Raw genomic sequence first — 25,149 nt, 5'->3', positions numbered from 1 at the left:
GTGCGGTCAAGTCACCACAAGCCGGGCACCGATTGGACACGCCGCGCCCGGACTGCCGTAGCTTTCGGAACCGTTGGCTCCATGTCTGGCGGATTCGAAGAGAGGCTCAGTGGTGAGCGAGAAGAAGAAAGAGAGCGTCCTGGCGGGCTTCAAGGCCTTCCTGATGCGCGGCAACGTGGTCGACCTGGCGGTGGCGGTCGTCATCGGCGCCGCGTTCACGAACATCGTGAACTCGGTGGTGAAGGGGATCATCAGCCCGCTGGTGGGCGCCGTCGGCACGAAGAGCCTGGACGGCTACACGTCCTGCCTGAAGGGCCCCTGCGGCATCGACGCGAAGGGGGACGCCATCGGCGTCAACATCCTGTGGGGATCGGTGCTGAACGCCGCACTGACCTTCCTGATCACGGCCGCCGTCGTCTACTTCCTGATGGTGCTGCCGATGGCGAAGTACCTGGCCAAGATGGAGCAGCGCCGCCGGGCCAAGGAAGGCGTCCAGGAGACCATGGAGATCACCGAGCTGGTGGTCCTCAAGGAGATCCGGGACGAGCTGATCGCCCAGCGCGCTCAGAACGGCCAGGGCGGCCAAGGCGGTCAGGGCGGTGGGGGCGGTTACGGCGGCCACGGCGGTTACGGCGGCCAGGGCGGCTTCTCCGGTGGGCCCGGTTCGGGGTACTAGCAGGTCAGAGGTGGTGCGGCGGCTTCTCGTCGAGGAAGCGCGCCAGGTCTGCGGCGCTCCCGCCGGCGGGCGGCCGCTCGCCCCATCCGCGGTCGGTGTCGTCCGAGGACTGCTGGTCCAGCGGGTCGTCGAAGACGAGCCGGGGCTTGGGCTTCGCCGCGGGCGCACCCTCGGGCCGGGAGTCGGGCTGCGAGGACTGCGGGTCGGAGGCGGGGGCGGTGCTCATGCCTCCAGGGTACGGCCGCCCCCGGCCGGGCCTGCGGTCCCGCGCCCTTCCTCGCACTCGGGCCGCCGGTCACCGGTGGCGGCACCGGGCTGGTAGGTCTCCCGGCGCTGCGAGCGCACCCGAGCGCCTGCCCCTTCGCCTCCCCCACCGTGCGCAGGCCAGGAGGTTCCGCCGCCCGGCAGGCCGCGCGCCTCGCCTGCCCACCGGCGTACGGCTGCTGTCCTGGCGGTATGACGTACGTACCAATGACCTCCCGCAGCCGGGACGAGGGCCACCGGGCCTCGACCCCGCTGGAGCTGTTCTTCGACCTCTGCTTCGTCGTCGCGGTGGCGCAGGCCGGCCGGCAACTGGTCCACGCGCTCGCCGAGGGCCATGTCGGCGCCGGCATCACCGGCTACCTCTTCGTGTTCTTCGGCGTGTGGTGGGCCTGGATGAACTTCACCTGGTTCGCCTCCGCCTACGACGTCGACGACGTGCCGTACCGGCTCGCGACCCTGGTGCAGATCGCCGGTGTGCTCATCTACTCGGCCGGGATCCCGCGCGCCTTCAACGACAACGACTGGACCATCGCCGTCGGCGGCTACCTGGTGATGCGGCTCGCGCTCACCGTGCAGTGGCTGCGCGCCGCCGCAGGGGAGCAGGGCGCCGCCCGGCGCTGCGCGCTCACCTACGCGGCGGGGCTGGTGGTCTGCCAGGCCGGCTGGACGGCGCTGCTCGCGGCCCCCGAGCACTCCCGCAGGTGGCTGTTCCTGGTGCTGGTGATGGCGGAGCTGCTGGTTCCGGTCATCGCCGAGCGCGGCTACCAGACCCAGTGGCATCCGCGCCACATCGCCGAGCGGTACGGCCTGTTCACTATCATCGTGCTCGGCGAGACCATCGCCGCCAGCACGGTCGCGGTCCAGTCGGCGATCGACGAGCACGAGGCGCTGGGCGAGCTGCTGCCGATCGCGGCGGGCGGGCTGCTGCTGGTCTTCGCGGCCTGGTGGATCTACTTCGCCGTCCCCGCGCACGACCGGCTGCGGAGCAACCGCGAGGCCATCCCGTGGGGGTACGGGCACTTCGTGATCTTCGCATCGGCCGCGGCCATCGGGGCCGGCATCGAAGTGGCGATCGAGCACGCTGTCGGCAAGGCCCACATCTCGGCGCTCTCCGCCAATCTCTCGGTGACCGTGCCGGCGGCGCTGTTCCTGGCCTTCGTCTGGCTGCTGCACTCCCGCCACTTCAAGCGCGGTACGGCCCAGCAACTCGTACTGCCGGTCGCGGCGCTGGTGATCCTCGCCTGCGCGTGGACCGGCGGGCTGGCGGTGCTGTGGGCCGGGCTGGTCGCCGCGGCCACCGTCGCCGTGGGCGTGACCTTGGCGCAGCACGAGCGTTCTGGTGCGTGAGGACGGCGGGCGGCGACCGCCGCGGCGGCCCCGGCGAGCGCGCCGGCGACAGGAAGAAGACACGATGAAGGTCCCGGTACAGCGGTACGCGGACACGGGCTCGGGCCCGGCGGTGGCGGAGTACGGGGAGCTCGCCGACCCGGCGTTCTGGCAGCAGCCCCCTGCCGCGCGGCTCGCGGCGTTCGCCCGGCTGCGGGCGCTGGACTCCCCGATCTACGTGCCCGAGGGGAAGGGCCGCGGGCACTGGGCCCTCGTACGGCACGCGGACGTGCAGGAGGCGAGCCGGCTCCCCAAGGTGTTCGCCAGCGCGCCCGGGGTGACCACGCCCGAGCCGGCCCGGTGGGTGCGGGCGCTGTTCGGGGACTCGATGGTCAACCTGGACGGTGCGGACCACGCCCAGCTGCGCAAGATCGTGCAGCGGGCCTTCACGCCGCGGCTGCTGGCGGCGGCCGAGGAGGACATCCACGCGGTGGCCGCCCGGATCGTGGACGACGTACTGGAGGGCGAGCCCGACGAGTTCGTCTCGGCGGTGGCCTCCCGGCTGCCGCTCGAGGTCATCTGCAACATGATGGGCATCCCCGAGTGCTACCGCGCCGAGATCGCCGACCGCGTCAACCACGCCTCGGAGAACATCGGTGTCGAGCGGGGCCTGGCCTCAAGGCTGCGGATGCCCGGGCGCGGGCTGCGGGCCCTGGCCCGGATGCAGCGCATGGTCGCGGGCATCGGGCGGGAGCGGCGCAAGAACCCCACCGACGACCTGATCTCGGCGCTGGTCTGCGCAAACGTGGACGGACAGGCCCTGGGCGCCCGCCAGCTCGGCGCGTTCTTCTCACTGCTGATGGTGGCCGGGGTGGAGACCACCCGCAACGCGATCACGCACGGGCTGACCCTGCTGACCGACCACCCCGGACAACGGGACCTGCTGCTCGGGGACTTCGAGACGTACGCGGACGGCGCGGTGGACGAGATGATCCGGCACTCGACACCGATCATCCAGTTCCGCCGGACGGTGGCCGCCGAACACACCCTGGGCGGGCACCTGTTCCGGCCCGGCGACAAAGTGGTGCTGTACTACGCGTCCGCCAACCGCGACGAGGCCGTCTTCCCCGATCCCGACGCCTTCGACATCACCCGCTCGCCCAATCCGCACCTGGGCTTCGGCGGCGGCGGCCCGCACTTCTGCCTGGGCGCGCACCTGGCCCGGGTGGAGATGAAAGCCCTGTTCCGCGAACTGCTGACCCGGCCGGTCGGGCTGCGGGCGGTGGGGCTGCCGGACCTTGCGGGGTCGAACTTCGACAACCGGGTCCGCTCACTCCGCTTCGCCTTCGAACGCCCGTAGGGCCCCGCATTCGGCGACGGGCCCCGGCACGGAGAACCGGCCACCGGGCGGGCTGGGGCCCGGCGGCCGGAGCGGGGGGACGGGCGGGGCGGGTGGGCCCGGCGCAGTGCGTGGACACACCCGTGCGCGGCCCCTACTGGAGGCGCCGGACGGCGAGCACGCAGTGGGCGCTGCCCGTGAGCACGGCCTCGTCCCCCGCGAACTCCTGGAGGGTCTTCGGCTCGACCGGCCGCCCCGGGACCGCCTCGGGCCAGGCGCGGGTGGCGAACAGGAAGTAGGCCTGGCCGCTCTCGTTCGCCGCGGCGACCCACTCGTCCGGGGCGGTGCAGGTCGCGTTCAGCCCGGGGAGGGTCAGCGCGACCTGGTTGTCCGCCAGCACGATCTGCACCGGGAAGGCGGCCGGGTTGCGGGTGCCGTCCATGACCACGTCACCGATGGGCAGGCCGATCTCCTCCAGCAGCCCGCGGGCGGCCGCCTCGCCGGCCTCCCGCCCCTTCGGTCCGTCGCCGAGGGTGTAGGCGAGCAGATACGGGATGTCGTGGCCCTCGGAGGGGTCGCCGATCCAGGCGAGCACCGAAAGGGTGCCGAGCTGGGACCGGTCGATTTCGGCTTGAGTTGAAGTCATGCGCCGCACCCTAGCCGCCTCTCCCCCCACCCTTTCACGGCCTTTCACCCGAGCGGGCTACACCGCCCAGAATCCCTCTCCGGAATTCGCCCGCATGTTCGCGTCCTGGTACTGGAGACGCACAATGCGCGCCTTTTCCGGGATTTCGAACACCACCCATCCTTCGGCCCGCTCACCGACGGCGAGGGAACCGAAGACGAGCGGTTTGCCGGTCGTCAGCTCACCGGTCGGCACCACCGGGTGGCGACCCCCCGCGCTGTCGTACGCCCACATGCGTCCGAGGGCCCCGTACGAGGCCCCGCCGACGTTGACGAACGACATCGAGGCGGCCACCCAGCGCTTGCCGGCGGGCGGGGCGTAGTCCTTCTCCACGCTGACCGCGGGGTCGACGTACGCGGTGAGCACGGCCTGGAGGTGCCGGCCCACCTGGCGGCCGCGCACCCGTACGGAGTCACCCACATGGGCATCCTTCGAGGCGGCCTGGACCGCCCCCGGGGCCGGGGCCAGGGCCGCCGGATCCTCCTCGGCCCCCGGCGCACCGTCGTCCACCGGGACGGCGGGCGCCGCGGCGGGGGCGAGCGCGGCCCCCTCGGGGGCGCCGGAGCAGGCCGTGGCACCGAACAGCAGGAAGGGCAGGAGAGCGGCGGCGAGGACGGAAGCGGACTGGCGCATGCGCGATCCCTTCGGGGACCTTCGGGGATGTAATTCGGCCAGTCTCACGCGCCCGAGCGGGCAATTGCACACAGCGACACGGGTGTACGGAAGGAGTTGCCCGCCATCTGCCAGCACAATGCGTTTCGGCGCTTTTGCGCCGACCCACCCCCCATGGAGGATTCATGCGAGTTTCCACCCGCCGAATGGCCGTGACGGCGCTTTCCGCGCTCGCCGCGGCCACCGTTTTGACCACCCCCGCCGGCGCCCGGGCCCAGGGCGATGAAATTTCCGTACAGAAATTCGGTCACATCTCCGGAGACGGCCAGGTCACCCTTTTCGGGACCTACACGTGCGCACCCTCGTCACCCCGTGGAGTGCAGATCCAGGTCACTCTCGTGCAGGACGGAACCCGCCTCGGCTTCGGCGGCGAGGAGGCCGTCTGCGACGGAGGGCAGCACGACTGGTCCGCGACCACCTCACTGCGCCTGACCCCCGACGTGCACCCGGGTCCGGCCGGCGCGGAGGCCCGGCTCCAGTCGGCGAACCTGCACTCCGGGATGACCCTGCGCGTGTCCTACCTGGCACAGGCGGAGCGGGACGTCGTGCTGGAGCGCAAGGACCGCTGACCCGGCCCGCGCCCGGTAGCCGCCGCTACCGGCAGGCGGGAGCCACGCCGGTCATCGACATGAACGCGACCGTCCGGCAGCCGGGATCCGTGTGCGGGCGCTCCGCCGTCCGGTGCACGGCCGCCGGCACCCCGACGGCCAGCAGGAGCAGTGCGAGCAGAGCGGTCGTGGCGCCCTTGCCCGGCCGCTTGTTCAGCCGGTGCACGGCGGGATCCGGGTCCATGTGGTCGTCCGTTCCATGGACCGCATCATCACTCCGGCCCCGGGACGCCACAACTCGGCGTGAGCAGCCGGTCACCCCATGCTCCGCATGCTCCCCGCGACGTCGAACTCGCACCACACGGCCTTGCCGTCACCCCGGGACTCCACTCCCCAGTGCGTGGCCAGCGCGTCCACCAGCAGCAGCCCGCGCCCGGTGGTCGCGGCCTCCCCCGGGGTGCGCCGGCGCGGCCAGACACTGGAACGGTCCTTCACCCACAGCCGGATCCGCCGGACCGGCTCCGGCAGCACCTCCATGGTCAGCACCGCCCCGCCGTCCGTGTGCAGCAGGGCGTTGACCAGCAGTTCCCCGGCCGCCAGTTCCACGTCGTCGGCGAGCTCCGGCATGCCCCAGTCGCGCAGGGCCTGGCGCAGGGCGTAGCGGGCCTCCGAGAGGCCCTCCGGGTCCGCCTGGTGGATGTACTGGTGGATCCGCGGGGCCCGGTGGGTGCCCGGGTCGGGGGCCCGGCGCAGCACCAGCAGGGCCACGTCGTCGCCGGAGCCCCAGCGCTCCCAGAGCCGGTCCGAGAGGTGGTCGGCGAGCGCCCCCGCCTCCTGCGGCCCGCTGCGCACGGCGTGGGAGAGGGCCTCCATGCCCTGGGTGATGGCGGTGCCGGGCTCCTCCACCAGGCCGTCGGTGCACAGCACCAGCGTCTCCCCGGGGACCAGGTCGAGCCGGGTCTCGGGGAAGTCCTCCTGCTCGAAGACCGAGGCCAGTCCGAGCGGCAGTCCGCCGCGTACGTTGGGCCAGCCCGTACGCCCGTCGGTGTGCCGGATCAGCGGCCCGAGATGGCCCGCGCGGACCGCCCGTACGCCGCCGGTCTCCAGGTCCACCTGTGCGTACATGCAGGTCGCGAAGCGCTCGGTGTCCAGCTCGGCGAGGAAGCGCGAGGCCCGGGCCAGCACGGTCGACGGCGGATGCCCCTCCCCCGCGTACGCCCGCAGCGCGATCCGCAGCTGGCCCATGATCGCCGCCGCGTGCGTGTCGTGGCCCTGTACGTCGCCCACGACGATGCCGACCCGGTCGCGGGGCAGCGCGATCACGTCGTACCAGTCCCCGCCGACCTCCCGCCCGCTCCACGCGGAGTGGTAGCGCACCGCGATCTCCCCGCCGCTGATCTCCGGGATCCGGCGCGGGAGCATCGAGGCCTGCAGGCCCGTCGCGAACTCCCGCTCCTGGTCGAACAGGAGCGCCCGCTGGAGGGACTGCGCCACGATGCCGGCCAGGCCCAGGCACAGGTTGCGCTCCTCCGGGCTGAACTCGGTGCGCCGCCGGTAGAACAGCACGAGCCCGCCGATGGCCTTGGCCTGCGCGATCAGCGGCAGATAGGCGGCGGCGTCGAAGCGGATCCGCCGCAGGTAGTCCGCGAGCAGCGGGAACTCGCCCGCCAGGTCGGTGAGGGAGGTGACGAACCGCGCCTTGCGGGTCAGTACCGCCTGCGACAGCGGAAGCGAGCCGTCCAGCCGGGTGAACCTCCGCTCGCTGAGGATCTCCAGTGACTCCCCGCTCAGCGCGATGATCTTGATGGCGCCGTTCTCGACCAGCCCCAGGGCCAGCCCGTCGGCACCCAGCCGCTCCAGCGCTCCCGCCCCGGTCAGCGTGGCCGTGACGTCGTCGACCGTCACCGCCCGCGACAGGGCCTCCGTCGTCCGCTGCACGATCGTGGCCTGCTGGGCCCGCGCCGACTCGAGCTTGCGCAGGATGGTGGCGTGCGCGAGCTCGGCCGTCGCGTCCCGCACGATCCCGACGATCCGCCGGGGCCGCCCGTCGGCCTCCCGCAGGATCCGGCCCTGCGTGTGCGTCCACTGGTCGACGCCGTCGCGGCGCTGCACCGTGAAGTACGAGCCGTACGTCTCCCCGCCGCCGTCCAGCGCCGCCAGCGTGGATTCCGACAGCCGGGCGCTGTCGTCGGCCGGGATCCGCAGCCCCAGCCCCTCCGGGGTGTCGTCGAACTCCTCCCGCTCGAGGTCGAAGACCACGAGCCCGGCCTCGTCCAGCGTCAGGGTCCCGGCATCCAGGTCCCACTCGAAGCTGCCCATGCCGTTCAGCGCGAGCCGCTCCCCGGGCCCGGTCACAGGGGCCCGGCTGCCCTGCTCGGATCTGTCGCGCTCCGCCGCTGCCAAGAGACACACCACCTAACGGCCGGGCCAGCACGGCTGGGAGATCAGCCGCTCCCACTCCTCGTCAGGATGCCCCGGGAGGGTGCGCCCGGCCTCCCGCCAACGCCTGACGAGGGAGAGGTAGATCGTCGGCTGGTCCGGTGTCGCGTACGCGGGAGGGGCGTACGGCGAGGCGGTCCTGGGCGCGCCGGGCTGCTCCGCCCGGCTGGCGGGGATGCGTACCCAGCCCCGGCCCTGTGCTCGCTGCTCCGCACTCATCGCGGACCCCTCTCCACCTCACCGCAGAGACGTCTTCGGATGCCCGGCACCGGCCCGGTCGGGGCGTACGGTCCCGGTGGAGCCCGTCGGCCTGCCCCGGGCGCCGAGGCGCTTTCGGACTCCTTTGACCAGTCTCCCCGCCGTGAAGCCCGCACCATGCACGAATCGCATGGAAGGGCCGAATGAGGGAGCGGTCAGCAGCCCCGCGAAGAACAGTCCGGGCCAGGAGGACTCGAAACCGGCGCTCAGCTCCGGCGCGCCGGAGTCCCCGACGGTTTCGAGGGCGGCCCGCAGCCGGGCGTCCAGCAGCTCGAGGCGGCCCAGGTGCGGGGTGAACCCGGTGGCCGCGACGACGTGCGCGACGTCCAGAACGACGGACTCCCCGGCCGCGGTGGTCAGCCCGAGCCGGGTCCGCTCGCCCACCGGCACCGCCCGGTGCAGCCGGTGCCCCAGCAGCACCGGGACGCTCCGCTCGAAGCGGTCCCGCAGCCACCAGGCCCCGGCGGGCCCGAGCGCGGTCGCCGCGATCCGCTCCCGGGCCGGGGCGGGCAGCCGGCGCACCGCCCAGGGCGCCTCCGACCACACCCAGCTGCGCCAGCCGGTGCCGAGGCCGCTGTGCGGATCGCGCAGGGAGCGCAGGGCCGGACGCTCCAGCGGCTGGGGGACGGTGTTCCAGTTCAGCCGGGACCGGCGGGCGACGAGACAGGGCCGGGCCCCGTTCTCGGCCAGCAGGGCGGCGGTCTCCAGGGCCGCCTGACCGGCCCCGATCACGGCGACCTCCCGGCCGGCGAACCGGGCCAGGTCGCGGTGGCCGCTGCTGTGCGAGCCGTGCCCGGGGGGCAGGTCCCGCAGCGTCTGGGGGAGGTGGACGAACGGCATCACCCCGACGGCGAGCGCGACCGTGCGGGCGAGGAGCGGCGGCCCCTCGGCGGTGCGGATCAGGAACCCGTCGCCCTGCGGGGTGACCTCGGTGACCGTCACCTCCTCCACCTCGGGCACGGCGTGCCGCGCGAACCACATGCCGTACGAGCTGAAGGTGCCGATCGGGAGCGGGCTGCCGTGCTCGGCCGCCAGCCCGCGGGTGGCGCAGTACGCGGCGAGGGTGTGCCGGCCGTCGGGCGAGGACAGGTTGGAGGACCAGGGCTCCGACTTCAGGTACATGCCATCGGGCATGTGGTCCCGCCACGAGGCCATGGGCCGCCCGAGCACCCGTACGCCGAGTCCGGCCGCCACCGCGTGCGCGGCGATCGACAGCCCGTACGGCCCGGCGCCGACCACGACAAGATCGTCCATCCGCGTCACCGCTGTCCCTCCAGTCTCATGGACTCCCCGCCTGTGTTCACTCCCGCCCGCCCGGACGCTTCCGGGCGGGCGGCGGACGGCGGGCGTCATCTGGTCACCAGTTCGTCCGGTTCGGCGGTGGCCGGCGGGGTCAGGCCGCGGGCACGCTGGCGCGGGGTCCGGACCACCGCACGGGCCGTCCGGCGGCCGTGGGCCGGGACACCGCGCAGGGCGCGCGCACCCTTCCCCGCGCCCCGGCCCAGGAACGCGGCGAGCATCGCGAAGAACGGCATCGGGTCGTCGGCGGCGAACCAGGCCGCCTCCACCCGGCCCCGCTCCGCCCGCGGCGCCATCCGTACCGGCCCGGGCCCGCCGCCCCCGGCGCGATCCTGCCCGGCCGTACCGGCTCCGGGCCGTCCCGGGGCCGGAACGCGGCCCGCGCGGCGGCCCGCCCGGCCCGCGGGCCCCGGTGCGGAGTCCGCGAGGCGGCCGGCCGGGCTCCCCGCAGCCGCGGCCGAGCCGGTGCGGCCGGATGCCGAGGGGGCCGGGAGCGGTGGGCGGGCCGGGGACCGCCCGGGGAGCCGGCGGCCGCGGACCGCCGCCAGCAGGGCGTAGTTCTCCGCGACGAACACCCGGCCCGGACCGCCCGAGGGCTCCGGGACCCGTTGCCCCGTCAGGTCCAGGTACATCGCCTGGACCACGTCCAGCCCGCCCGCATCCGTGAACAGCCGGAACTGCGCGCCCGGCCGGGGGTTGAAGTCCACCAGCCGGAAGCAGCCGCTCTCGTCCCGGCGGAAGTCCAGGTCCAGGATCCCCTGGTAGCCCAGCCGCTGCGCGATCCGCAGCCCCGCCTCCTCCACCGCCGGATCCGGCAGCCAGCGCCCCACCGCCGTCAGCCCCGTACGCACCGGCCACGACAGCTCCTTGCGGCCCGACCCCGCGAGCAGCGGACGCCCGCCGCGGGTGAAGGCGCCGTGGAAGAACCAGTCGGTGTCCGTCCCGGCCGGCAGGAACCGCTGGAGCAGCAGCCGGCTCCCGGCCTCTCCCGTGCGCTCGTACAGGCGCCGCGCCTCGGCGGGGGTGTGCACGAGCGTGGTGCTGCGCAGCCCGCCGCCCGCGGGCAGCAGCCAGGGCCGGCTCCACTTGGCCACCACCGGCAGGCCCAGGCGCCACGCGGCCTCCGCCGCCTCGGCCCCGGTCGCCGGGATCACGGTCTCCGGGTGCGGGATGTCCCAGCGCGCGCACAGCCGCGACAGCTCGGCCTTGTCCGCCACCCGGGCCGGCAGCCCGTCGGGCTGCCGGGGGATCCGGAACCGCCGGTCGAGCATCGGCGCGATCCGCGCGACGGCGATGGCGCTCAGGTCGTCCATCGCGACGAGCACCGCCGGCCTGCCGATCCGCTCGGACACCCCGACCAGGCACTCCAGCAACGTCTCCGGAGCGTCGGGGTCCAGCCCACCGGCCGGCCCGGCATGCGCGGCGTGCAGGTAGCGCGAGCGCCCCATGGGACCTCCCCCGGCCTCGACGACGGCATGGACCTCCACGCCCCTGCGCCCAAGAGATCTGACGGCGCCGAGGGTTCCGTGGTGGAACGGATTCCGATCGAGTCTGAGCACTACAGCGGGCACATGGCTGTCGAACGCGTGCATGGGAACGGTGTCTTTCACCTAGTCGGAGCAAGCGGGGAGGATACGCAGCTGCGAATGGCCTACGCAGCGGTCACCGGACAGGCCATTCGTCAGATGTGATGCCTAACGTCTTTGACAAGCACACCGATTCAGGAAAGTTCGGGAGACGCCATGCCCAGACCACACCGCCGACTGGCGAGCACCTGCATCGGTACGGTCACGGCCGGACTGCTCGCCACCGGAGCCGCGCTCGCGACCCCCGCGACGGAGCAGCCCAAGGGCTCCGGCGTCGCCATGGGCGCCTTTCTCGACTCCGGTCCGACCGGAGTCGCCCGGATCCCGCACCTGTCGCGCTGGCTGGGCGGCAAGGAGATCCGGGTCGGCCACACCTATCTGCCCGGAGACCGCTGGGCCCACATCGAGGGCCCCGACTTCCTTGAGCCCTGGGCCAAGTGGCGCCACGCCAAGTCGAACCGGCTCTTCGTCCTGAACGTGCCCATGCAGGAGCACAACGAGGACCGGATCCCCGACCGCCGGGTGGCCCAGCTGATCCGGGCGGGCGCGGAGGGCGAGTTCGACCGGCACTTCAAGAAGCTCGCCGAGCGGCTGGTTCAGCTGGGCGTCCCGGACACGGTGATCGTGCTCGGCTGGGAGATGAACGGCGCCACGTACACGCACCGCTGCGGGCCGGACCCGGAGAACTGGAAGGCGTACTGGAAGCGCATCGTCAACACGATGCGCTCCGTCCCCGGCCAGCATTTCAAGTTCGATTTCACTCCCAACCGCGGTACGGACGCGATCGGCTGGACCAAGTGCTACCCGGGCGACGACGTGGTCGACGTCATCGGGATGGATTCGTACGACCAGGCCCCCGGCCGGACCTTCGACGAGATGATCACCCAGCCGTACGGGCTCCAACAGCACGTCGATTTCGCGAAAGCGCACGGCAAACCGATCTCGTACCCGGAGTGGGGGCTGTTCCGGCACGGGGACAACCCGGAGTACGTACGGCGCATGCTGAAGTGGATCGAGCAGCACAAGCCGCTCTACCACACCATCACCGACTACTGCCCGCACGGCGTGTGGCAGTGCAAGCAGAACCCGCAGTCCGCGAAGGCCTTCCGCGCCGCACTCGCGCCCGAACGGCCGGACCCGGTCCCGACCCCCGTGGTGCCCACGCCGGTCATCCCGACGCCGGTGATCCCGACCCCGGTCGTACCGATCCCCGAGATCCCGACCCCGGCCGTGCCGACCCCCGAGATCCCGACCCCGGTCGTACCGACCCCCGAGATCCCCGTGCCCCTCCCGGCGATCCCGTCGCCGGAGGTCCCGGTGATCCCGGTGATCCCGAGCCCGCAGGTCCCGGTCCCCTCGCCGGAGGCCCCGAGCCCCGTCCCCGAGCCCGAGCCCGTGCCCTCGCCGGAGGCCCCGAGCCCCGTCCCCGAGCCCGTGCCCTCGCCGGCCGTTCCGTCGCCCGAGACCCCGGTGAGCCCGGATCCGGACCCCGTCCCGGTGCCGGTCCCGTCGCCGGAGATCCCGAGCGCGGTCCCGAGCCCGAGCCCGGTCCCGAGCCCGGTCCCGAGCCCGGTCCCCAGCCCGGTCGTGCCGAAGCCCCAGCCGACCGAGCCGCCCGCCAACAGCATGGAGTGGTGCGTGCCGGTCAACTTCGGCGAATGGCTCTCCAAGCTGCTCGGCAATCACTCGGTCTGCATCAAGATCGACTGGGGCAAGGACTCCGGCTTCTGGCCCTGGTAGACCCGTCATCGGACCCGCAGTTCGTTGAGCCGCGCCCGCCAGTCCCTGGCGGCCGGCAGGGCCTCGCGCAGCGCGTCCACCGCCCGCTCGCGCCCCGCCACCTGCGATTCGTGCAGGCGGAGCAGGGGTGCGAGCGTCGTCCTGGCCAGCAGGAACCGCTGGTTGACGACCGTCTCGGGCCGCCAGTGGTTCTTGTACGGCTCGTTGCCGCGCAGGAAGCTCACCACCGGGCGGCCCTCCGCCAGGGCGCGGCCCGCCTCGTAGCGCAGCAGCAGCGTCGCCACGTCCACCTTCCGGGTCCGCAGGTCCGGATCGGCCCCGTACAGGTAGCCGCCGCTCAACGCCCCGGACAGGAGCGTGACGTTGGCCGCCACCACTTTCCCGTCCAGCCGGAACTCGGTCAGCCGGCCCTCGCCGGCCCGCACCATCCGCCGGGTGGCCCGGGTCAGGTGCTCGGCGAAGCGGGGCCTCAGGTGCTCCGGGGTCACCCCGCGGCCGCGCCACTGCTTCTCGTGGAGCCGCAGCAGCGTCCGTACGGCGCGCGGCACTTCCTGCTCGGTGACCTCGCGCTCCTCGATACCGGCCGCGTCGGTCTTGCGCAGCTTGGCCCGGACCCGCTGGGCCCCGGACGCCGGCATCCGCTTGACCAGCTCGTCGAACGGCAGCGCGGGCAGCTCCATGCAGGTGGAGTCGGTGAGCTTGCTGCGGATCCCCGGCCACTGCCCGTACAGCGCCTCGGCAGCGGCCCCGGGCCGTACCTCGCGCAGGTCGACGACCGCGCCGCGGGCGGCCCGGTGCAGGCCGCGGGCCAGCGCCGGGACGACCTGGCCGGCGTACTCGTCGGCCACCAGGACGTCGAAGTAGTCGGTGATGCCGCCGCCGAGCGGCACCAGGAGCGGCAGCGGCCGGTGGACGAGCATCAGCGCACACGCGCCGACGAGTTCCCCGCCGCGCCGTACGAGCACGATCCGGAGCCGCCCGTCCCGGCCGTACGAGAGCCACCAGGAGTGCAGCCAGGCGTGGCTCTGGAAGGGGGTGGCGGTGGGACAGGCCCGGAAGAGCCGGTTCCACGGCTCTTCCAGCGCGGCGAACTGCCGGGGGTCGCGGCACAGCGTCACCGACAGGGCCCCGGCGGAGCCCGTAGTCATCGCACGGACTCCTTCTCCTTGGTCTCGTTGTGGTCGCCCTGGGCGGGCAGGGAGGCGTACTCCTCGATGACCGGCTGCCCCTCGGGCCGCCGGGTGCGGCGGGGCCGGGCCAGCATCCACAGCCCGCCCAGCAGCCCGCCGGCGCACAGCCCGACGGCCCCGCTGATGGCGGCGGACGGCGAGGCGGGGTCGCTCGGCGCGACGGCCTGGTTGAACAGCAGCAGCTGGACGCCGGTGTTCTTGGCGGCCTGGTTGCTGCTCAGCGAGAGCGCGTCGGCCACGGCGTTGGCGATGTCGGCGGCCTCGGCCGGGCTCTTCGACGTCCCCGTGATGGCGATCATCGGGGACTCGGGGGAGGTCTCGGCGCGCACCTGTGTACGGAGCCGGCGGGCGGGGATGCCCGCGCGGGGCTGGGCGTACGCGAGGGTGGAGCTGCTGGTCGCGATGCGCGCGTACGCCTGGGCGAAGCCGAGGGCGGTGGCCGGCTCGGTGGTGTCGTCCGGGACGGCGACGACGTAGCTGGTGGCGGCGTACTCGGGTGCCTTGAGCACCCCGTACGCCCCGCCCGCGGCCAGCCCCAGCACGGCGGCGGCGGGCAGCGGCCACCACGCGGGCGGCGGCAGCAGCCGTACCTTGCGGCGACGGCGGTCGGTCTTCTTCTGATCGGCGGTGTCGGCCATGTGCGTGCCTTCCTGAGGGGATGGGAGTTCGTTCGGGCCCCGCTTCGGGAAGCCCTTCGGGGGTGCGTGGATCAACCGGCCCCGGCCGGCCGGCCCGGCTGCCCGGGACCTGCGTCGTGCGCTCGGCCGGCCGCATCCCGCCCGGCCGCCGCCTGCGCCGCGGTCGGCGTCGGAGAGGCGGAAGCGGGCTCCGGCCCCGCCCCGGCGGCAGTGGCGGGCACTCCCCGCCCGGGCTGCACGGCCCGCCCCGCCTGGGGGCCCCTCCCGGCGGTGGCCGGGGGAGAGTGCGGCGCGGGGTCCGGGGCAGCGCCCCGGGAGTCCGGCCCGCGGCCGGACGCCGGCCACACCCCAGCGGGCTCCGGGGCACAGCCCGGCAGCTCAAGCCCCGCCGGTGTCTGAGCCACCGGGCCGGGTGCGGAAGCGGACGGCACCCTGGGGGTCCCGGGGGCGGCGGGCCCGCAGCCCGGCTCGGCCGGGGTCCCGGCCGAGCCGGCGGTGCGGCCGGACAGGGCCAGGCCGTAGACGGCGAGGAGTTGGTCCGCACTGCGGGCGATGTCGTAGCGGCGGACCACCGGTGGCGGCGGCAGCCGGCGCGCTCCGGCCTCCATGTGCCCGCGCAGGGCGGCGACCAGCTCCTCGGTCCCGGTCCCGATCCGCCGCGCCCCCGGCGCCTGCGCGGCCGGCAGGTCGTCGATCGCCGGGCAGGTGACGTGCAGGACGGGCAGCCCCGCCGCCAGGGCCTCCACGACGGCGAGACCGAAGGCCTCCTCCCTCGACGGGGACACGAAGACGTCCATCGCGGCCAGCAGCGCCGGAATCCCCGGCGTCCGCCCGTCCCCGCTGTCGCCCAGCGGGTCCCGCTCCCCCAGGAGGTGGATCCGGCTCTGCGCGCCCAGCTCCGCGGCCAGCCGCCGCAGCGCCGCCCGTTCCGGCCCGTCCCCGGCCAGCAGCAGATGCGCGCCCGGCAGTGCCGCCACCGCCCGGACCAGCGAGTCGAACCGCTTGCCCGGCACCAGCCGCCCGACCCCGCCGACCACGAACGCCCGCTCGGACAGCCCGGTCCGGGCCCGCGTGGCCCTGCGGGCACCCTCGTCGAAGCGGAAGCGCGCGGCCTCGATCCCGTTCGGTACGACATGCACCCGCGCGGCCGGGACCCCCCACCCCACCAGCCTCGCCGCCACGGTGTCCGAGACCGCCACGGTCGCCGCGCCCAGCCGCTCACTGCCCAGGTACAGCGCCCGCACCCCGCCCGTCAGCGGCCGGCCCTCGATCTCGCCCTCGCCGAGGGAGTGCTCGGTCGCCACGGTCGCCCCGACCCCCGCGAGCCGCGCCGCGAGGCGCCCGTACACGCAGGCCCGGTACAGGTGCGTGTGCACGAGGTCGTACTGCCCGCGCCGGATGAACCGCACCAGCCTCGGCAGCGCCCGCAGGTCCCGGTTGCCCCGCATCCCCAGGTGCACCACCCGGACGCCGTCGGCCCGCAGCCCCTCGGCCACCGGCCCGGGGTTGGTCAGCGTCAGCACGTCGCAGCGCATCGGCATGTGCCTCAGCAGCAGCCGCAGTTGCTGCTCGGCGCCGCCGACCCCGAGCCCGGTGATGACGTGCAGCGCGCGCACGGACTTCATCGGTGCACCGCCCGCCGCAGCTCCCGCATCCGGTGCCGCAGCTGCTTGATCCGCAGCCGCCCGGCCCCGTCCGCCTGGCTGACGTGGGTGCGCGGCAGGGCGTGCGGGCCCGCGAGCCGCCCGGGGTCGATCGCGCAGGCGTACCCGTACCCGGCGGCGCGCGTCGCCGTGACGACCCGCTCGTCGAGGTGCCCGTACGGGTAGCAGAACCCCTCCGGCAGGGTCCCCGTCAGCTCCCGGATCAGCTCGCGGCTGCCCCGCAGCTCCTGCTGGAGGATGTCGTCGGCGGCCGCGGTGAGGTCCTGGTGGAGCAGCCCGTGCGAGCCGATCTCCTGTCCGGCGGCGGCGACTTCGCGGATGCCCTCGGCGGTCAGCAGGGACTTGCGCGGGCCCAGCGGGTCCCACGCGTTGTCCACCCCGAGCCGCCCGGGCAGGACGAACAGCGTGGAGGTGCAGTCGTGGCGGCGCAGCAGCGGCAGCGCCCGGGTCAGGTAGTCGGTGTAGCCGTCGTCGAAGGTCAGCCCGACCAGACCGGCGCCGCGCCCGGCCGCGTGGGCCCGGAGCAGTTCGCCGACGGACACTCCGCGCAGGCCGCGGGAGCGCAGCCACTGCAGCTGGGCCTCCAGCGTGCCCGGGGTGACGGTGATGCCGTACGGGTCCTCGGCGGGGTCGGTGAACTCGGCGACCGAGTGGTACATCAGGACCCACGGCGAGGCGGTCCGGCGGGCGGGGGCCATTGCGGCGGCCGGCGCCGTGCGGGTGTCAGCGGGCATTGCGGAACCTCTGGGTCATCTGGGTGATCTGGGCGGTCAGGGAGGTGATCTCGAGCGCCCGTATGGCCATGCCGCAGGCGCCGAACATGGCCGGGACGAGCAGGCAGCCGAGTGCGGCGCTGAGCAGCGGGTCGGGGATCATCGGCCCGGCGATCCAGCCGGTGCCGCAGGCGCCGACGGAGGCGAGGGAGAGCCGGCCGATGCTGAGCGCGACCCGGCGGACCTGGATGGCGACGATCCGCGAGCCGAGCCCGGTGAGCAGCAGGGCGGCGGTGGTGGTGATGCCGGCCGCGTTGGCGCCGGCGATGCCGGACGTGCCCCACCAGCGGACGGCGAAGGCTCCGGCCACGATGTTGACGAGGAGTCCGGCGCCCATCGCGAGCGCCGGGAACCAGGTGGGCCGGGCGGTCGAGAAGAAAGGCCGGGACAGCGCCCCGACGAGGCAGTGGCCGAGGAGTCCGAAGCCGTAGACCCGCATGACGGAGGCGGTGGCCAGGGTGTCGCGGTGGGTGAAGGCGCCGCGTTCGAAGAGGACTTGGATGATCTGGGGTGCGTACCCGATGACGAGGGCGCTGCCCATGAGGACGGCGAGGGAGGCCAGCGCGAGGTCCTGTTCGACGCGCCGCCGGGCCTTCTCGCGCTCGCCGCCGGCCATGGCCTGGGCGACGACGGGGAAGGTGACGGTGCAGATCATCAGGGACAGCACCATCGGCATCTGCGCGACCTTCTGCGCGTAGTTCAGGTGCGAGATGGCCCCGGGCGGCAGCGAGGCGGCCAGGAACCGCTCGACCAGGACCTGCGACTGCCGGAACACGGCGAAGAAGATCACCGGGGCGATCAGCCCGAACGCCATCAGGGTGGGCCGGTCCCGGTCGCGCTGGCTGCGCGGCGCGCCCTCGGCGCGGGACGGGCCGAAGCCCACGTTCCGGATGAACGAGGGCAGTTGGACCAGCACCATCAGCAGTCCGCCGACGGCGACCCCGGCGGCGGCGGCCCGCACCCCCCACACCGCGTGCAGGGCGACCATCGTCCCGATGATCCCGACGTTGTACGAGACGTAGATCGCGGCCGGCGGCACGAAGGAGCGGTGTGCCCTGAGCGCGGCGCTGAAGTACCCCGCGACCCCGAAGGACAGCACGGTCAGCGCGGTCATCCGGGTGCACTCCACGGCCAGGTCCGGGTCCGGCAGTCCGGGCGCGAGCACGGCGACGACGAGCGGCGCGGCAACGACGAGCAGGGAGGCGACGGCGGCCAGGAGCATCGCCAGCCGCGGCAGGGTCGCCGCCACGAGCAGCCGTACGGGGTCCTGTGCGCGGGCCTCCTTGCGGGTGAGCCCGGCCCGGACGGCCGCCCGCCGGGCCAGGGCATGGCTGAACGCGGGCACCATCAGCAGCGCCATGGCGTCCTCGATCAGCAGGGTCGAGGCCATCTCGGGCACGGTCCAGGCGATCAGGAAGGCGTCGCTGTCGTGCCCGGCCCCGAAGAGGTGCGCGATGGTCTGGTCCCGGACCAGCCCGAACACCGCCCCGGCGGCGGTCAGTCCCGCGGTGACGGCGGCGGCCTTGGCCAGGAACCGCCCCAGCGGAGCCGGTGCGCTCCCGCCCGGGGAGCCGGTGCCTGCGGGCATCCCGGGTGCACCGGCCGCCCGCGCACGGGCCGGGTCGGGGTGCGGCGGACGGCCCGCAGCCGCGGCGACTTCGGTCGCCGCGGCTGCGGGCCGCCGCCAGGGCGTCGTATCCGTCACCGGCCGTCCGCACCCGGTACGGCGCGCAGGCCGGCCGCAAGGCCGGTGCGCCCGCCCGCGGCTGCGGCGAGGCCGGAGGCGTCGCGCCGGGAAGGCAGGGCCCACCAGGCCGCCAGGCCGATGATCACCCCGGTCAGGACGGTCGACGGCCCGCCGATGTCCGCGTACAGGAAGTCGGTGAGCTGCCAGACGAACAGCCCGATCGCGATCAGCCCGCAGTCCCGGATCCCCCCGCCGGACGCGTACCGGCGGATCCCGGCGACGAGCAGCGCCGCCCAGCCTCCCGCCAGCGCGGTCAGCCCGACCAGGCCCTGCTCGCTCAGCACGAGCAGGTACATGTTGTGCGGGGAGAGCAGCGGCTGGCGGATGTACGCCTGCCCCGCGCCGGCGGTGTCGCTGCCGGAGGACAGCCCGAGCGAGGAGTGCCCGTCCCGGTTGGCCGGGAAGCCCTTGAGGCCCACCCCGACCGCCGGCCGCTCGCGCCACATCGACTCGGCGGCGGCCCACATCGTGTAGCGGTCGGTCACCGACTGGTCGGGGGCGCTGGAGACCTGGGTGATCGAGGTCAGCCGCTCCACGACCATCTCGGAGCCGACCCCGAGCCCGCCCACCAGGACCACACCGGCCGCGGCCAGCGCGAGGAGCACCTTCAGCGCCCGCCGGATCCCGGCCAGCACCATCACCAGCACCGTCGCGCCGGCCGTGGCGATCCACGCGCCCCGGCTGAACGACAGCACCAGCGGCACCACCAGCACCAGGGCCGCGCCGCCCGCCGCCCGCCGTACCCGGCGCGGCAGTCCCGGAGCCAGCGCCGCGGCGGTCGCCACGACCAGCCCGTACGCCACCACCGTGGCCATGCCCATCACGTCGCCGGGGCCGAAGGTACCGACGGCCCGCACGTCCTCGCCCTGGTACGAGGCCCCGGTGTGGGTCGCGTACTGCACGACCCCCACCGCGCCCTGCACCAGCGCCAGCACCACGAAGCACCCGGCGGCCAGCCGGAACTCCCCGGCGTCGCGCACCAGCAGCACGATCGCCGCCGGGACCAGCACGAACACCTGGAGGTAGCGCACGAAGCCGGGCAGCGCCGCGTGCGGGTCCCCGGCGGTCGCGGTCGCGACGGCCAGTCCCACGGCGGGCACACCGAGGACCACGACGCCCAGCGGGCTCAGCTCCCGCACCCGGCCGCGCAGCGCCTGCACCGCGCACACCAGCACCAGCACCAGCGAGGCGGCATCGGCCGGGCCGACCTTGCCGGAGGTGCTCGCGTCGCCCGCCGCGATCGGGGCGAGGAGCAGCAGGACGGTCGCGGCGAGCGGCAGCAGCGGCCAGTGCCGCCGCAGCAGCCCCGCCGCGTCGGGCCGGAAGCCGCCGGGGGATACGGCGAGGCTCATCAGCTGCCCCCCAGCCGGAAGCGGAAGAAGGAGGCCGCGGTGCGGGCGAGGATCCACACGTCCTGCCACAGCGACCAGGTGTCGATGTAGTGGTTGTCGAAGCGGGCCCGGTCCTCGATGGAGGTGTCCCCGCGCAGGCCGTTGATCTGGGCGAGCCCGGTGATGCCGACGGGCATCCGGTGCCGGGCCTCGTAGCCGGGGTGCACGGCGGCGAACTTCGCCACGAAGAAGGGCCGTTCCGGCCGCGGTCCGACCAGGCTCATGTCACCCCGTACGACGTTCCACAGCTGCGGCAGCTCGTCCAGCGAGGACTTGCGCAGGAAGGAGCCGATGGGGCTCATACGGTGGTCCCCGGCGACCGTCCACCGGGTGGCGGACTCGTGCTCGTCGGCGCGCAGGGTACGGAACTTCAGCAGGGTGAAGGAGCGCCCGTACAGGCCGACCCGCTCCTGCCGGAAGATCACCCCGGGCCCGTCGGAGATCCGTACGGCGAGCGCGCACACGCCCATCACGGGCGCGGCGGCGATCAGCGCGATCGCGGCCAGCGCCCCGTCGACGGCCCGCTTGACCCAGCGCTCCACCGGCCGGGACGGGCGCGGCAGCAGCGGCTGCACGGCGTACCCCCACAGCTGGTCGGCGGGCTGCGCCACCCGCATGCCGGTCACCTTGGCGGTGCCGGCCGGGTCGGCGAGCCAGAGCCGGCAGCCGTGGTCGTGGAAGAGCCGGACGAGGGAGGCGGTCCGCTCGTCGGCCTCCGGCGGGCAGGTGAACACCGCGTGCCGGACCGAGTTCTGGATGACGGCGCGCCGGATGTCCTCGTGGGTGGCGAGCACCGGCACGGCGGCGGCGCTGTCCTCGGCGGCGGTGGTGTCGGCGAGCCCGACGGGCCGCAGCCCGTACTCGGGACGCCCGTGCAGGGCGGCGGCGACCGCACTCGCCCCGGCGCCGGGACCGACGACGAGGGCGGAGGCGGGGCGGAGGCGGGCGGAGCGGCGGCGGAGCCGGTTGACCAACCCGCGGCCCGCGCACGTCAGGACGATCTGCAGGCAGACGGCGCTCAGCAGGGCGGACCAGCCCAGGGCCTGGCCCGGTGCCGCGGCGGCCACGACGGCGGCGGCTGCGCACCACAGGACGGCTGCCCTCCCGGCCAGCGCGGGCAGCTCGAGCAGCGCGGAGGGCGCGAGCCGCGGCCGGTACAGCCCGGCCTGCGCGTGCAGCGCGGCGAGCAGCACGGCGACCGGGGCGGCCGCCTCGGGCGGCACCGCCGCCCCGGGCCGGGCCAGGAGCGTCGTGGTGAGTACGGCCGCCAGCGCATCGGCGGTCAGCAGCGGGACGGCCCCGTCGCGGCGCCGGACCCGCTGCGGCCGCACCAGGGGCCGGGCCTGGTCGGCCCTGGACCGGCGTGGGGGGTGGATGGCGGTCACGGACCGTCGGACGGCTGCGGTGCCGGCGGCGGCGCCGCCCGACCCCGTGCCGCCCTGCCCGGTGTGCCGGGCGGGTGCGCTGTCCATCGTCATCGGCTGATGCGCTCCTGGTTCAAGGGCCGGGGCCTGCCCAGCAGTTCGTGGTACAGACCGGTGACCGCGTCCGAGGTCCGTCGCACGTCGAAGTCGGTCCGGGCGTGCTGCTGGGCCTGCTCCCCGAGTTCGGCGAGCAGCCCCGGTTCGGCGAGCAGCCGTCCCAGGGCCTTGGCCAGGGCCGTCGGGTGCTCCGGCGGTACCAGGCAGAGCCGTCCCTGGCCGGGCGGCAGGCTCTCCCTGGCACCGCTGACGTCGCAGACCACGACCGGTCGGCCGCAGGCCATGGCTTCGAGCGGGGCGAGCGCCATGCCCTCCCACCGCGACGGCAGTACAACGAGATCGGCGGCCCGAAGCCACGGTCGGATGTCGGAGGCGGCCCCCGCGAAGAGCACTCCGGGTGGAGCGCTGCGGCGCAGGCGCTCGGCGTCGGGGCCGTCGCCGACGAGCGCGAGGCGGGCGTCGGGAAGGTTGCCGAGCACCTCCCGCCAGGCCCGGAGCAGGATGTCCTGGCCCTTCTGCCGGCAGAGCCGGCCCACGCAGACGGCGAGCGGCCCGTCCCCCAGGAAGGCGGTGGGCAAGGGGAGTTCGGTTCGCGCCCGGGCCCGGTCCGCGTCCCGGTCGGGGCCGCCGGGGCGGAAGTGGTCGAGGTCCACGCCGTTGCGGATCACCGACCAGTGGGCGGAGATCCCCTCGGACTCGCCGACCCGGCGTTCGGCCTCGCTGACGCAGAGCACCCGGTCGGCCCAGCGGGCCCCGAACCGCTCCCAGCGCAGGGCGAGCGCGGCGGTGGCCCCGCCGACGGCGTCGAAGGACCAGGCGTGCGGCTGGAAGACGGTGGGCACGGCCCCGCGCACGGCCAGCCGGCCGGCCAGCCCGGCCTTGGCGCTGTGGGCGTGCAGGATGTCGGGCCGGACCCGGCCGATCACCCGCCGGGCGCCGAGCACTTCGGCGGGCAGGTCGGGCCCGGGGGCCCGCCCGGCGCGCCAGGTGAGCACCTCGGCCCCGGCCGCGCGGGCGGCGTCGGCGAGCCGTCCGCCGCGCGGGCAGCCGACGGCGGTCCGCAGGCCGGCGGCCGTCTGGGCACGGACGAGGTCGACGACGACGCGGGCGACACCGCCGTCGACGGGCTGGACGAGATGCAGGACGGACAGGGGGCGGGGAGTCGGAGCCTGCGCAGGGGAGGACCTTGCAGGGGGAGGCTGTGTCGGCACGCGGAGCGGTCTCCTACGTTCAGCGGCGCGCGTCTGTCTGAACGAAGAGCACGCCGAGGAATTGACCCTGGCTTTCGCCCGTGAACCTGAAGCTCAGGCTGCGGGCGCCACCGGACAGGGCGGGACTCAGGTCGAACACGTCCGCGTCATATCCGAGATTATTCATATGTTCGGGCTGTCGCACGAAAGAGGGATGCCCGAATTCCGTGATCGTGGAATTCATAACATCATTAAAAGGATTTTCGGCATCGCTGACTTTGACCCGGCGGCCACTGTCGGAGGTCACCGTGAGTGAGTCCCCGAGCGTTCCGCGGTCCCCGTCGTACGCGACCACCCCGGCCTTCCCCGCGGACCCGGCGGCCGCGTTCAGGCCGGCGATCTCGACCGTCTCGCCCGCCGCCTCACCCGCACCCGCGGCGAGCGCCTCGAAGCCGTCCCACAGCGAGATCCGGCGTACCGGCTCCTGCGGGTGCTCGTAGGCCACGACCAGCGTCCAGCCGCCCCAGGCCCCCACCTCGGAGTTGCCCATCGCGATGTTCAGCTGGGCGACCGTCCACATCCCGGCGCCGCCCTTGCGGACCAGCGGGGTCACGTCGGCCGAGGCCTGGTAGGCATCGCTGCCCGCGTCCGTGCGGTGGCCGATCACGGTGTCGGCGAGGATCTCCGTGTAGGCCCCGCCCGGCTCGGCGACCAGCACCCGGCCGTTGTCCTCCGGCGGCTTCTGCTCGCCCACCCGCAGGTTCCCGCCCCAGTACAGGCGGGCGTACGAGACCTTCGCGCCCTGCGGGACCTTGAGCTCGGCCCGGGTGGAGTTGTAGGTGTCCGGGTCCTTGTCGACCTCGCTGTAGAACATGTCGAAATCACTGTTGACCCCGTCCGCGCCGCGCTTGACCTCGGCGCACGGCGCGGCGTCCGGCGCCTCCTCGCGGCGGCAGGCGATGGAGGAGTTGGAGGCCCGAACCAGCCCGCCGCGCTGGACGGCCTGGTAGCGCTGCGTGAACGGAACCTTGGGCATTTCCCTCACAGCGGGTGCCGCGGGGCCCGGCGGGGCAGCGGCACCCGCAGCGGGGACGTTCACCGAAAGTACGAGGCAGGACAGCAGACCGAGCGTGCCGAGGATTCTGCGGGACGAACCCATGACCCTGTCTCCATTTTCGATCAAGGGGACAAAACAGGAGTGAACTTTGTCAGAAATCAGGCGGGAAATCACGCCGGACTCGCTCGTACGGCCTTTTGGGCGATAACACGCACCCTCGCGGGCGGCGGGTCGTTATGCGGTTGCACCATCGTTCGGGCCGAAAGGGAAATCGGAGATGCAGAAGAGGCTGATGCGCGGCACCACCACGGCGGTCGCGGTCGCTGCGGTGCTGACGGGCGGCGCGGGCCTCTCCTCCGCGCACGGCGGCGCGACGACGGAGGGCTTCGCGGCGGGGTCCCCCGGCGTGGCGAGCGGCAACCTGCTCCAGGTCCCCCTCGACGTCCCGGTCAACGTCTGCGGCAACACCGTCAACGCGATCGCCCTCCTGAGCCCCGCGTTCGGCAACACCTGCGTCAGCGCCTGACCGTCAGCGGTTCGTCAACCGCGCCAACCCCAAACGTCGGCATCCGGGTGAATCCACGCAACCCGAACCGGATCCCGGCCGTTGATCCGGGTGCTCCACTACCGGGCAATCCAGCAAAAAAGGGACGATAATGATCAAGAAGATGATGGCCACTGCGGCTGCTGCAGCCTCGGTCGTGGGCATCGGTGCCGCCATGGCCCCGCAGGCGATGGCCGTCGGGAACGACAATGGCGTCAACACCGTCAACGGCAACGGCGCCTCGCAGATCTACGGCAACCAGGCCACCTACGGCACCATGAGCCCCCAGATGGCGCTCATCCAGGGCTCCTTCAACAAGCCCTGCATCGCACTGCCCGCGAAGGCCAACCTCCAGGGGCTGCTCGGCGCCTCCCCGATCAACCTCCAGGACATCAACGTCCTGTCGAACCCGCAGAACCAGCAGTGCACCGAGAACTCCACCCAGGCCAAGGGCGACGAGGCCCTCTCGCACATCCTGGACAACATCCCGATCCTGTCGGGCAACGGCTCCGCCGGCAGCTGATCGCACCCGGTGTCAGCGAGGCCGTCGCACCCGTTCGGGTCGCGGCGGCCTCGCCGCTTGTCGGCTCCGCGAATACCGCGTAAATCCGCCGAGAATTCCGGGAGGCGTACGTTGGGGTG

23 protein-coding genes and 1 pseudogene are annotated in these 25,149 nt (G+C 74.0%); 7 read left to right on the top strand and 17 right to left on the bottom strand.

Annotated elements, in window-relative coordinates; translation table 11 throughout:
• Positions 1-112: 112 nt before the first annotated feature.
• Entirely contained in the window at positions 113-676 is a 564-nt protein-coding gene (gene mscL, locus AB0I68_RS18105) for a large conductance mechanosensitive channel protein MscL (RefSeq protein ID WP_363178290.1), read from the top strand.
• A gap of 4 nt (positions 677-680) precedes the next feature.
• Here mscL and AB0I68_RS18100 read toward each other — a convergent pair whose 3' ends face one another.
• Positions 681-902: a hypothetical protein gene (locus AB0I68_RS18100; RefSeq protein WP_363178289.1), complete on the bottom strand. Its 222-nt coding sequence runs from the start codon at positions 900-902 to the stop codon at positions 681-683.
• A 230-nt stretch (positions 903-1,132) separates the two neighbouring features.
• Between AB0I68_RS18100 and AB0I68_RS18095 the strand changes: the two genes are divergently transcribed.
• Positions 1,133-2,287: a low temperature requirement protein A gene (locus tag AB0I68_RS18095; protein ID WP_363178288.1), complete on the top strand. Its 1,155-nt coding sequence runs from the start codon at positions 1,133-1,135 to the stop codon at positions 2,285-2,287.
• Positions 2,288-2,351: 64 nt separating this feature from the next.
• Positions 2,352-3,626, top strand: coding sequence for a cytochrome P450 (locus AB0I68_RS18090; RefSeq protein ID WP_363178287.1), 1,275 nt, complete (start codon positions 2,352-2,354; stop codon positions 3,624-3,626).
• 133 nt (positions 3,627-3,759) lie between these two features.
• On the opposite strand, the gene AB0I68_RS18085 is transcribed toward AB0I68_RS18090, so the two are convergent.
• Positions 3,760-4,251, bottom strand: coding sequence for a DUF5949 family protein (locus tag AB0I68_RS18085; RefSeq protein WP_363178286.1), 492 nt, complete (start codon positions 4,249-4,251; stop codon positions 3,760-3,762).
• A gap of 57 nt (positions 4,252-4,308) precedes the next feature.
• Entirely contained in the window at positions 4,309-4,923 is a 615-nt protein-coding gene (locus tag AB0I68_RS18080) for a hypothetical protein (RefSeq protein WP_363178285.1), read from the bottom strand.
• Between the two features lie 164 nt (positions 4,924-5,087).
• Between AB0I68_RS18080 and AB0I68_RS18075 the strand changes: the two genes are divergently transcribed.
• Entirely contained in the window at positions 5,088-5,531 is a 444-nt protein-coding gene (locus AB0I68_RS18075) for a DUF6299 family protein (RefSeq protein ID WP_363178284.1), read from the top strand.
• 25 nt (positions 5,532-5,556) lie between these two features.
• Here AB0I68_RS18075 and AB0I68_RS18070 read toward each other — a convergent pair whose 3' ends face one another.
• From AB0I68_RS18070 to AB0I68_RS18050, 5 genes are all read right to left on the bottom strand, one after another.
• Positions 5,557-5,754: a hypothetical protein gene (locus AB0I68_RS18070; protein WP_363178283.1), complete on the bottom strand. Its 198-nt coding sequence runs from the start codon at positions 5,752-5,754 to the stop codon at positions 5,557-5,559.
• A gap of 71 nt (positions 5,755-5,825) precedes the next feature.
• Positions 5,826-7,829, bottom strand: coding sequence for a SpoIIE family protein phosphatase (locus tag AB0I68_RS18065; RefSeq protein WP_363178359.1), 2,004 nt, complete (start codon positions 7,827-7,829; stop codon positions 5,826-5,828).
• 96 nt (positions 7,830-7,925) lie between these two features.
• Positions 7,926-8,168: a hypothetical protein gene (locus AB0I68_RS18060; protein WP_363178282.1), complete on the bottom strand. Its 243-nt coding sequence runs from the start codon at positions 8,166-8,168 to the stop codon at positions 7,926-7,928.
• A gap of 18 nt (positions 8,169-8,186) precedes the next feature.
• Positions 8,187-9,461, bottom strand: a complete 1,275-nt coding sequence (locus AB0I68_RS18055) for an NAD(P)-binding domain-containing protein (protein ID WP_363178281.1) — start codon at positions 9,459-9,461, stop codon at positions 8,187-8,189.
• Between the two features lie 95 nt (positions 9,462-9,556).
• The gene (locus AB0I68_RS18050; protein WP_363178280.1) at positions 9,557-10,954 is read right to left on the bottom strand and encodes an ATP-grasp domain-containing protein; all 1,398 of its coding nucleotides are present in this window, start codon (positions 10,952-10,954) and stop codon (positions 9,557-9,559) included.
• A gap of 294 nt (positions 10,955-11,248) precedes the next feature.
• Between AB0I68_RS18050 and AB0I68_RS18045 the strand changes: the two genes are divergently transcribed.
• Positions 11,249-12,832 (top strand): glycosyl hydrolase, encoded by a 1,584-nt coding sequence (locus AB0I68_RS18045; protein WP_363178279.1) that lies wholly within the window; start codon positions 11,249-11,251, stop codon positions 12,830-12,832.
• Positions 12,833-12,837: 5 nt separating this feature from the next.
• Here AB0I68_RS18045 and AB0I68_RS18040 read toward each other — a convergent pair whose 3' ends face one another.
• The 9 genes and pseudogenes from AB0I68_RS18040 to AB0I68_RS18000 all read right to left on the bottom strand — a co-directional run bounded on the left by AB0I68_RS18040 (position 12,838) and on the right by AB0I68_RS18000 (position 24,137).
• Positions 12,838-13,980: a GNAT family N-acetyltransferase gene (locus AB0I68_RS18040; protein WP_363178278.1), complete on the bottom strand. Its 1,143-nt coding sequence runs from the start codon at positions 13,978-13,980 to the stop codon at positions 12,838-12,840.
• Positions 13,977-14,660: a lipopolysaccharide biosynthesis protein gene (locus AB0I68_RS18035; RefSeq protein WP_363178277.1), complete on the bottom strand. Its 684-nt coding sequence runs from the start codon at positions 14,658-14,660 to the stop codon at positions 13,977-13,979. The genes AB0I68_RS18040 and AB0I68_RS18035 overlap by 4 nt, the downstream gene beginning before the upstream one ends.
• 506 nt (positions 14,661-15,166) lie before the next feature.
• Positions 15,167-16,276, bottom strand: a pseudogene (locus AB0I68_RS18030) (glycosyltransferase); the annotation flags it as partial.
• A 5-nt stretch (positions 16,277-16,281) separates the two neighbouring features.
• Positions 16,282-17,022 carry a polysaccharide deacetylase family protein gene (locus AB0I68_RS18025; RefSeq protein WP_363178358.1) on the bottom strand — a complete coding sequence of 247 codons (741 nt, stop codon included), beginning with the start codon at positions 17,020-17,022 and terminating at the stop codon, positions 16,282-16,284.
• 25 nt (positions 17,023-17,047) lie between these two features.
• Entirely contained in the window at positions 17,048-18,685 is a 1,638-nt protein-coding gene (locus tag AB0I68_RS18020; protein WP_363178276.1) for a lipid II flippase MurJ, read from the bottom strand.
• 113 nt (positions 18,686-18,798) lie between these two features.
• Complete coding sequence (locus AB0I68_RS18015; protein ID WP_363178275.1) at positions 18,799-20,196, bottom strand: O-antigen ligase family protein; 1,398 nt, start codon at positions 20,194-20,196, stop codon at positions 18,799-18,801.
• Positions 20,196-21,707, bottom strand: a complete 1,512-nt coding sequence (locus AB0I68_RS18010; RefSeq protein ID WP_363178357.1) for an exopolysaccharide biosynthesis polyprenyl glycosylphosphotransferase — start codon at positions 21,705-21,707, stop codon at positions 20,196-20,198. The genes AB0I68_RS18015 and AB0I68_RS18010 overlap by 1 nt, the downstream gene beginning before the upstream one ends.
• Positions 21,708-21,709: 2 nt before the next feature.
• Positions 21,710-22,927 carry a glycosyltransferase gene (locus AB0I68_RS18005; RefSeq protein ID WP_363178274.1) on the bottom strand — a complete coding sequence of 406 codons (1,218 nt, stop codon included), beginning with the start codon at positions 22,925-22,927 and terminating at the stop codon, positions 21,710-21,712.
• A gap of 19 nt (positions 22,928-22,946) precedes the next feature.
• A complete protein-coding gene (locus tag AB0I68_RS18000; RefSeq protein WP_363178272.1) occupies positions 22,947-24,137 on the bottom strand; it encodes a DUF3344 domain-containing protein in 1,191 nt (396 codons plus the stop codon).
• A gap of 118 nt (positions 24,138-24,255) precedes the next feature.
• Between AB0I68_RS18000 and AB0I68_RS17995 the strand changes: the two genes are divergently transcribed.
• Both AB0I68_RS17995 and AB0I68_RS17990 read left to right on the top strand, forming a co-directional pair.
• Positions 24,256-24,489, top strand: a complete 234-nt coding sequence (locus AB0I68_RS17995; protein WP_363178356.1) for a chaplin — start codon at positions 24,256-24,258, stop codon at positions 24,487-24,489.
• Between the two features lie 130 nt (positions 24,490-24,619).
• Complete coding sequence (locus AB0I68_RS17990) at positions 24,620-25,030, top strand: rodlin (protein ID WP_363178271.1); 411 nt, start codon at positions 24,620-24,622, stop codon at positions 25,028-25,030.
• The last annotated feature ends 119 nt before the right edge of the window (positions 25,031-25,149 follow it).

The sequence above is a fragment of the Streptomyces sp. NPDC050448 genome (assembly GCF_040655295.1).
GTDB lineage: Bacteria > Actinomycetota > Actinomycetes > Streptomycetales > Streptomycetaceae > Streptomyces.
The sequence above is the reverse complement of the archived record's forward strand: the minus strand, read 5'-3'. Positions and strand labels throughout refer to the sequence as shown.

What these genes read in the sequence shown, in the direction of transcription:
- AB0I68_RS18045 (WP_363178279.1), top strand. Translation starts at nt 11,249, where the DNA reads ATGCCCAGACCACACCGCCGACTGGCGAGCACCTGCATCGGTACGGTC.
- AB0I68_RS18035 (WP_363178277.1), bottom strand. Translation starts at nt 14,660, where the DNA reads ATGGCCGACACCGCCGATCAGAAGAAGACCGACCGCCGTCGCCGCAAG.
- AB0I68_RS17995 (WP_363178356.1), top strand. Translation starts at nt 24,256, where the DNA reads ATGCGCGGCACCACCACGGCGGTCGCGGTCGCTGCGGTGCTGACGGGC.
- AB0I68_RS18020 (WP_363178276.1), bottom strand. Translation starts at nt 18,685, where the DNA reads ATGCCCGCAGGCACCGGCTCCCCGGGCGGGAGCGCACCGGCTCCGCTG.
- AB0I68_RS18090 (WP_363178287.1), top strand. Translation starts at nt 2,352, where the DNA reads ATGAAGGTCCCGGTACAGCGGTACGCGGACACGGGCTCGGGCCCGGCG.
- AB0I68_RS17990 (WP_363178271.1), top strand. Translation starts at nt 24,620, where the DNA reads ATGATCAAGAAGATGATGGCCACTGCGGCTGCTGCAGCCTCGGTCGTG.
- AB0I68_RS18100 (WP_363178289.1), bottom strand. Translation starts at nt 902, where the DNA reads ATGAGCACCGCCCCCGCCTCCGACCCGCAGTCCTCGCAGCCCGACTCC.
- AB0I68_RS18040 (WP_363178278.1), bottom strand. Translation starts at nt 13,980, where the DNA reads ATGACTACGGGCTCCGCCGGGGCCCTGTCGGTGACGCTGTGCCGCGAC.
- AB0I68_RS18070 (WP_363178283.1), bottom strand. Translation starts at nt 5,754, where the DNA reads ATGGACCCGGATCCCGCCGTGCACCGGCTGAACAAGCGGCCGGGCAAG.
- AB0I68_RS18010 (WP_363178357.1), bottom strand. Translation starts at nt 21,707, where the DNA reads ATGGACAGCGCACCCGCCCGGCACACCGGGCAGGGCGGCACGGGGTCG.
- AB0I68_RS18075 (WP_363178284.1), top strand. Translation starts at nt 5,088, where the DNA reads ATGCGAGTTTCCACCCGCCGAATGGCCGTGACGGCGCTTTCCGCGCTC.
- AB0I68_RS18080 (WP_363178285.1), bottom strand. Translation starts at nt 4,923, where the DNA reads ATGCGCCAGTCCGCTTCCGTCCTCGCCGCCGCTCTCCTGCCCTTCCTG.
- AB0I68_RS18085 (WP_363178286.1), bottom strand. Translation starts at nt 4,251, where the DNA reads ATGACTTCAACTCAAGCCGAAATCGACCGGTCCCAGCTCGGCACCCTT.
- AB0I68_RS18055 (WP_363178281.1), bottom strand. Translation starts at nt 9,461, where the DNA reads ATGGACGATCTTGTCGTGGTCGGCGCCGGGCCGTACGGGCTGTCGATC.
- AB0I68_RS18050 (WP_363178280.1), bottom strand. Translation starts at nt 10,954, where the DNA reads ATGGGGCGCTCGCGCTACCTGCACGCCGCGCATGCCGGGCCGGCCGGT.
- AB0I68_RS18015 (WP_363178275.1), bottom strand. Translation starts at nt 20,196, where the DNA reads ATGAGCCTCGCCGTATCCCCCGGCGGCTTCCGGCCCGACGCGGCGGGG.
- AB0I68_RS18065 (WP_363178359.1), bottom strand. Translation starts at nt 7,829, where the DNA reads ATGGGCAGCTTCGAGTGGGACCTGGATGCCGGGACCCTGACGCTGGAC.
- AB0I68_RS18095 (WP_363178288.1), top strand. Translation starts at nt 1,133, where the DNA reads ATGACGTACGTACCAATGACCTCCCGCAGCCGGGACGAGGGCCACCGG.
- AB0I68_RS18060 (WP_363178282.1), bottom strand. Translation starts at nt 8,168, where the DNA reads ATGAGTGCGGAGCAGCGAGCACAGGGCCGGGGCTGGGTACGCATCCCC.
- AB0I68_RS18025 (WP_363178358.1), bottom strand. Translation starts at nt 17,022, where the DNA reads ATGGCCCCCGCCCGCCGGACCGCCTCGCCGTGGGTCCTGATGTACCAC.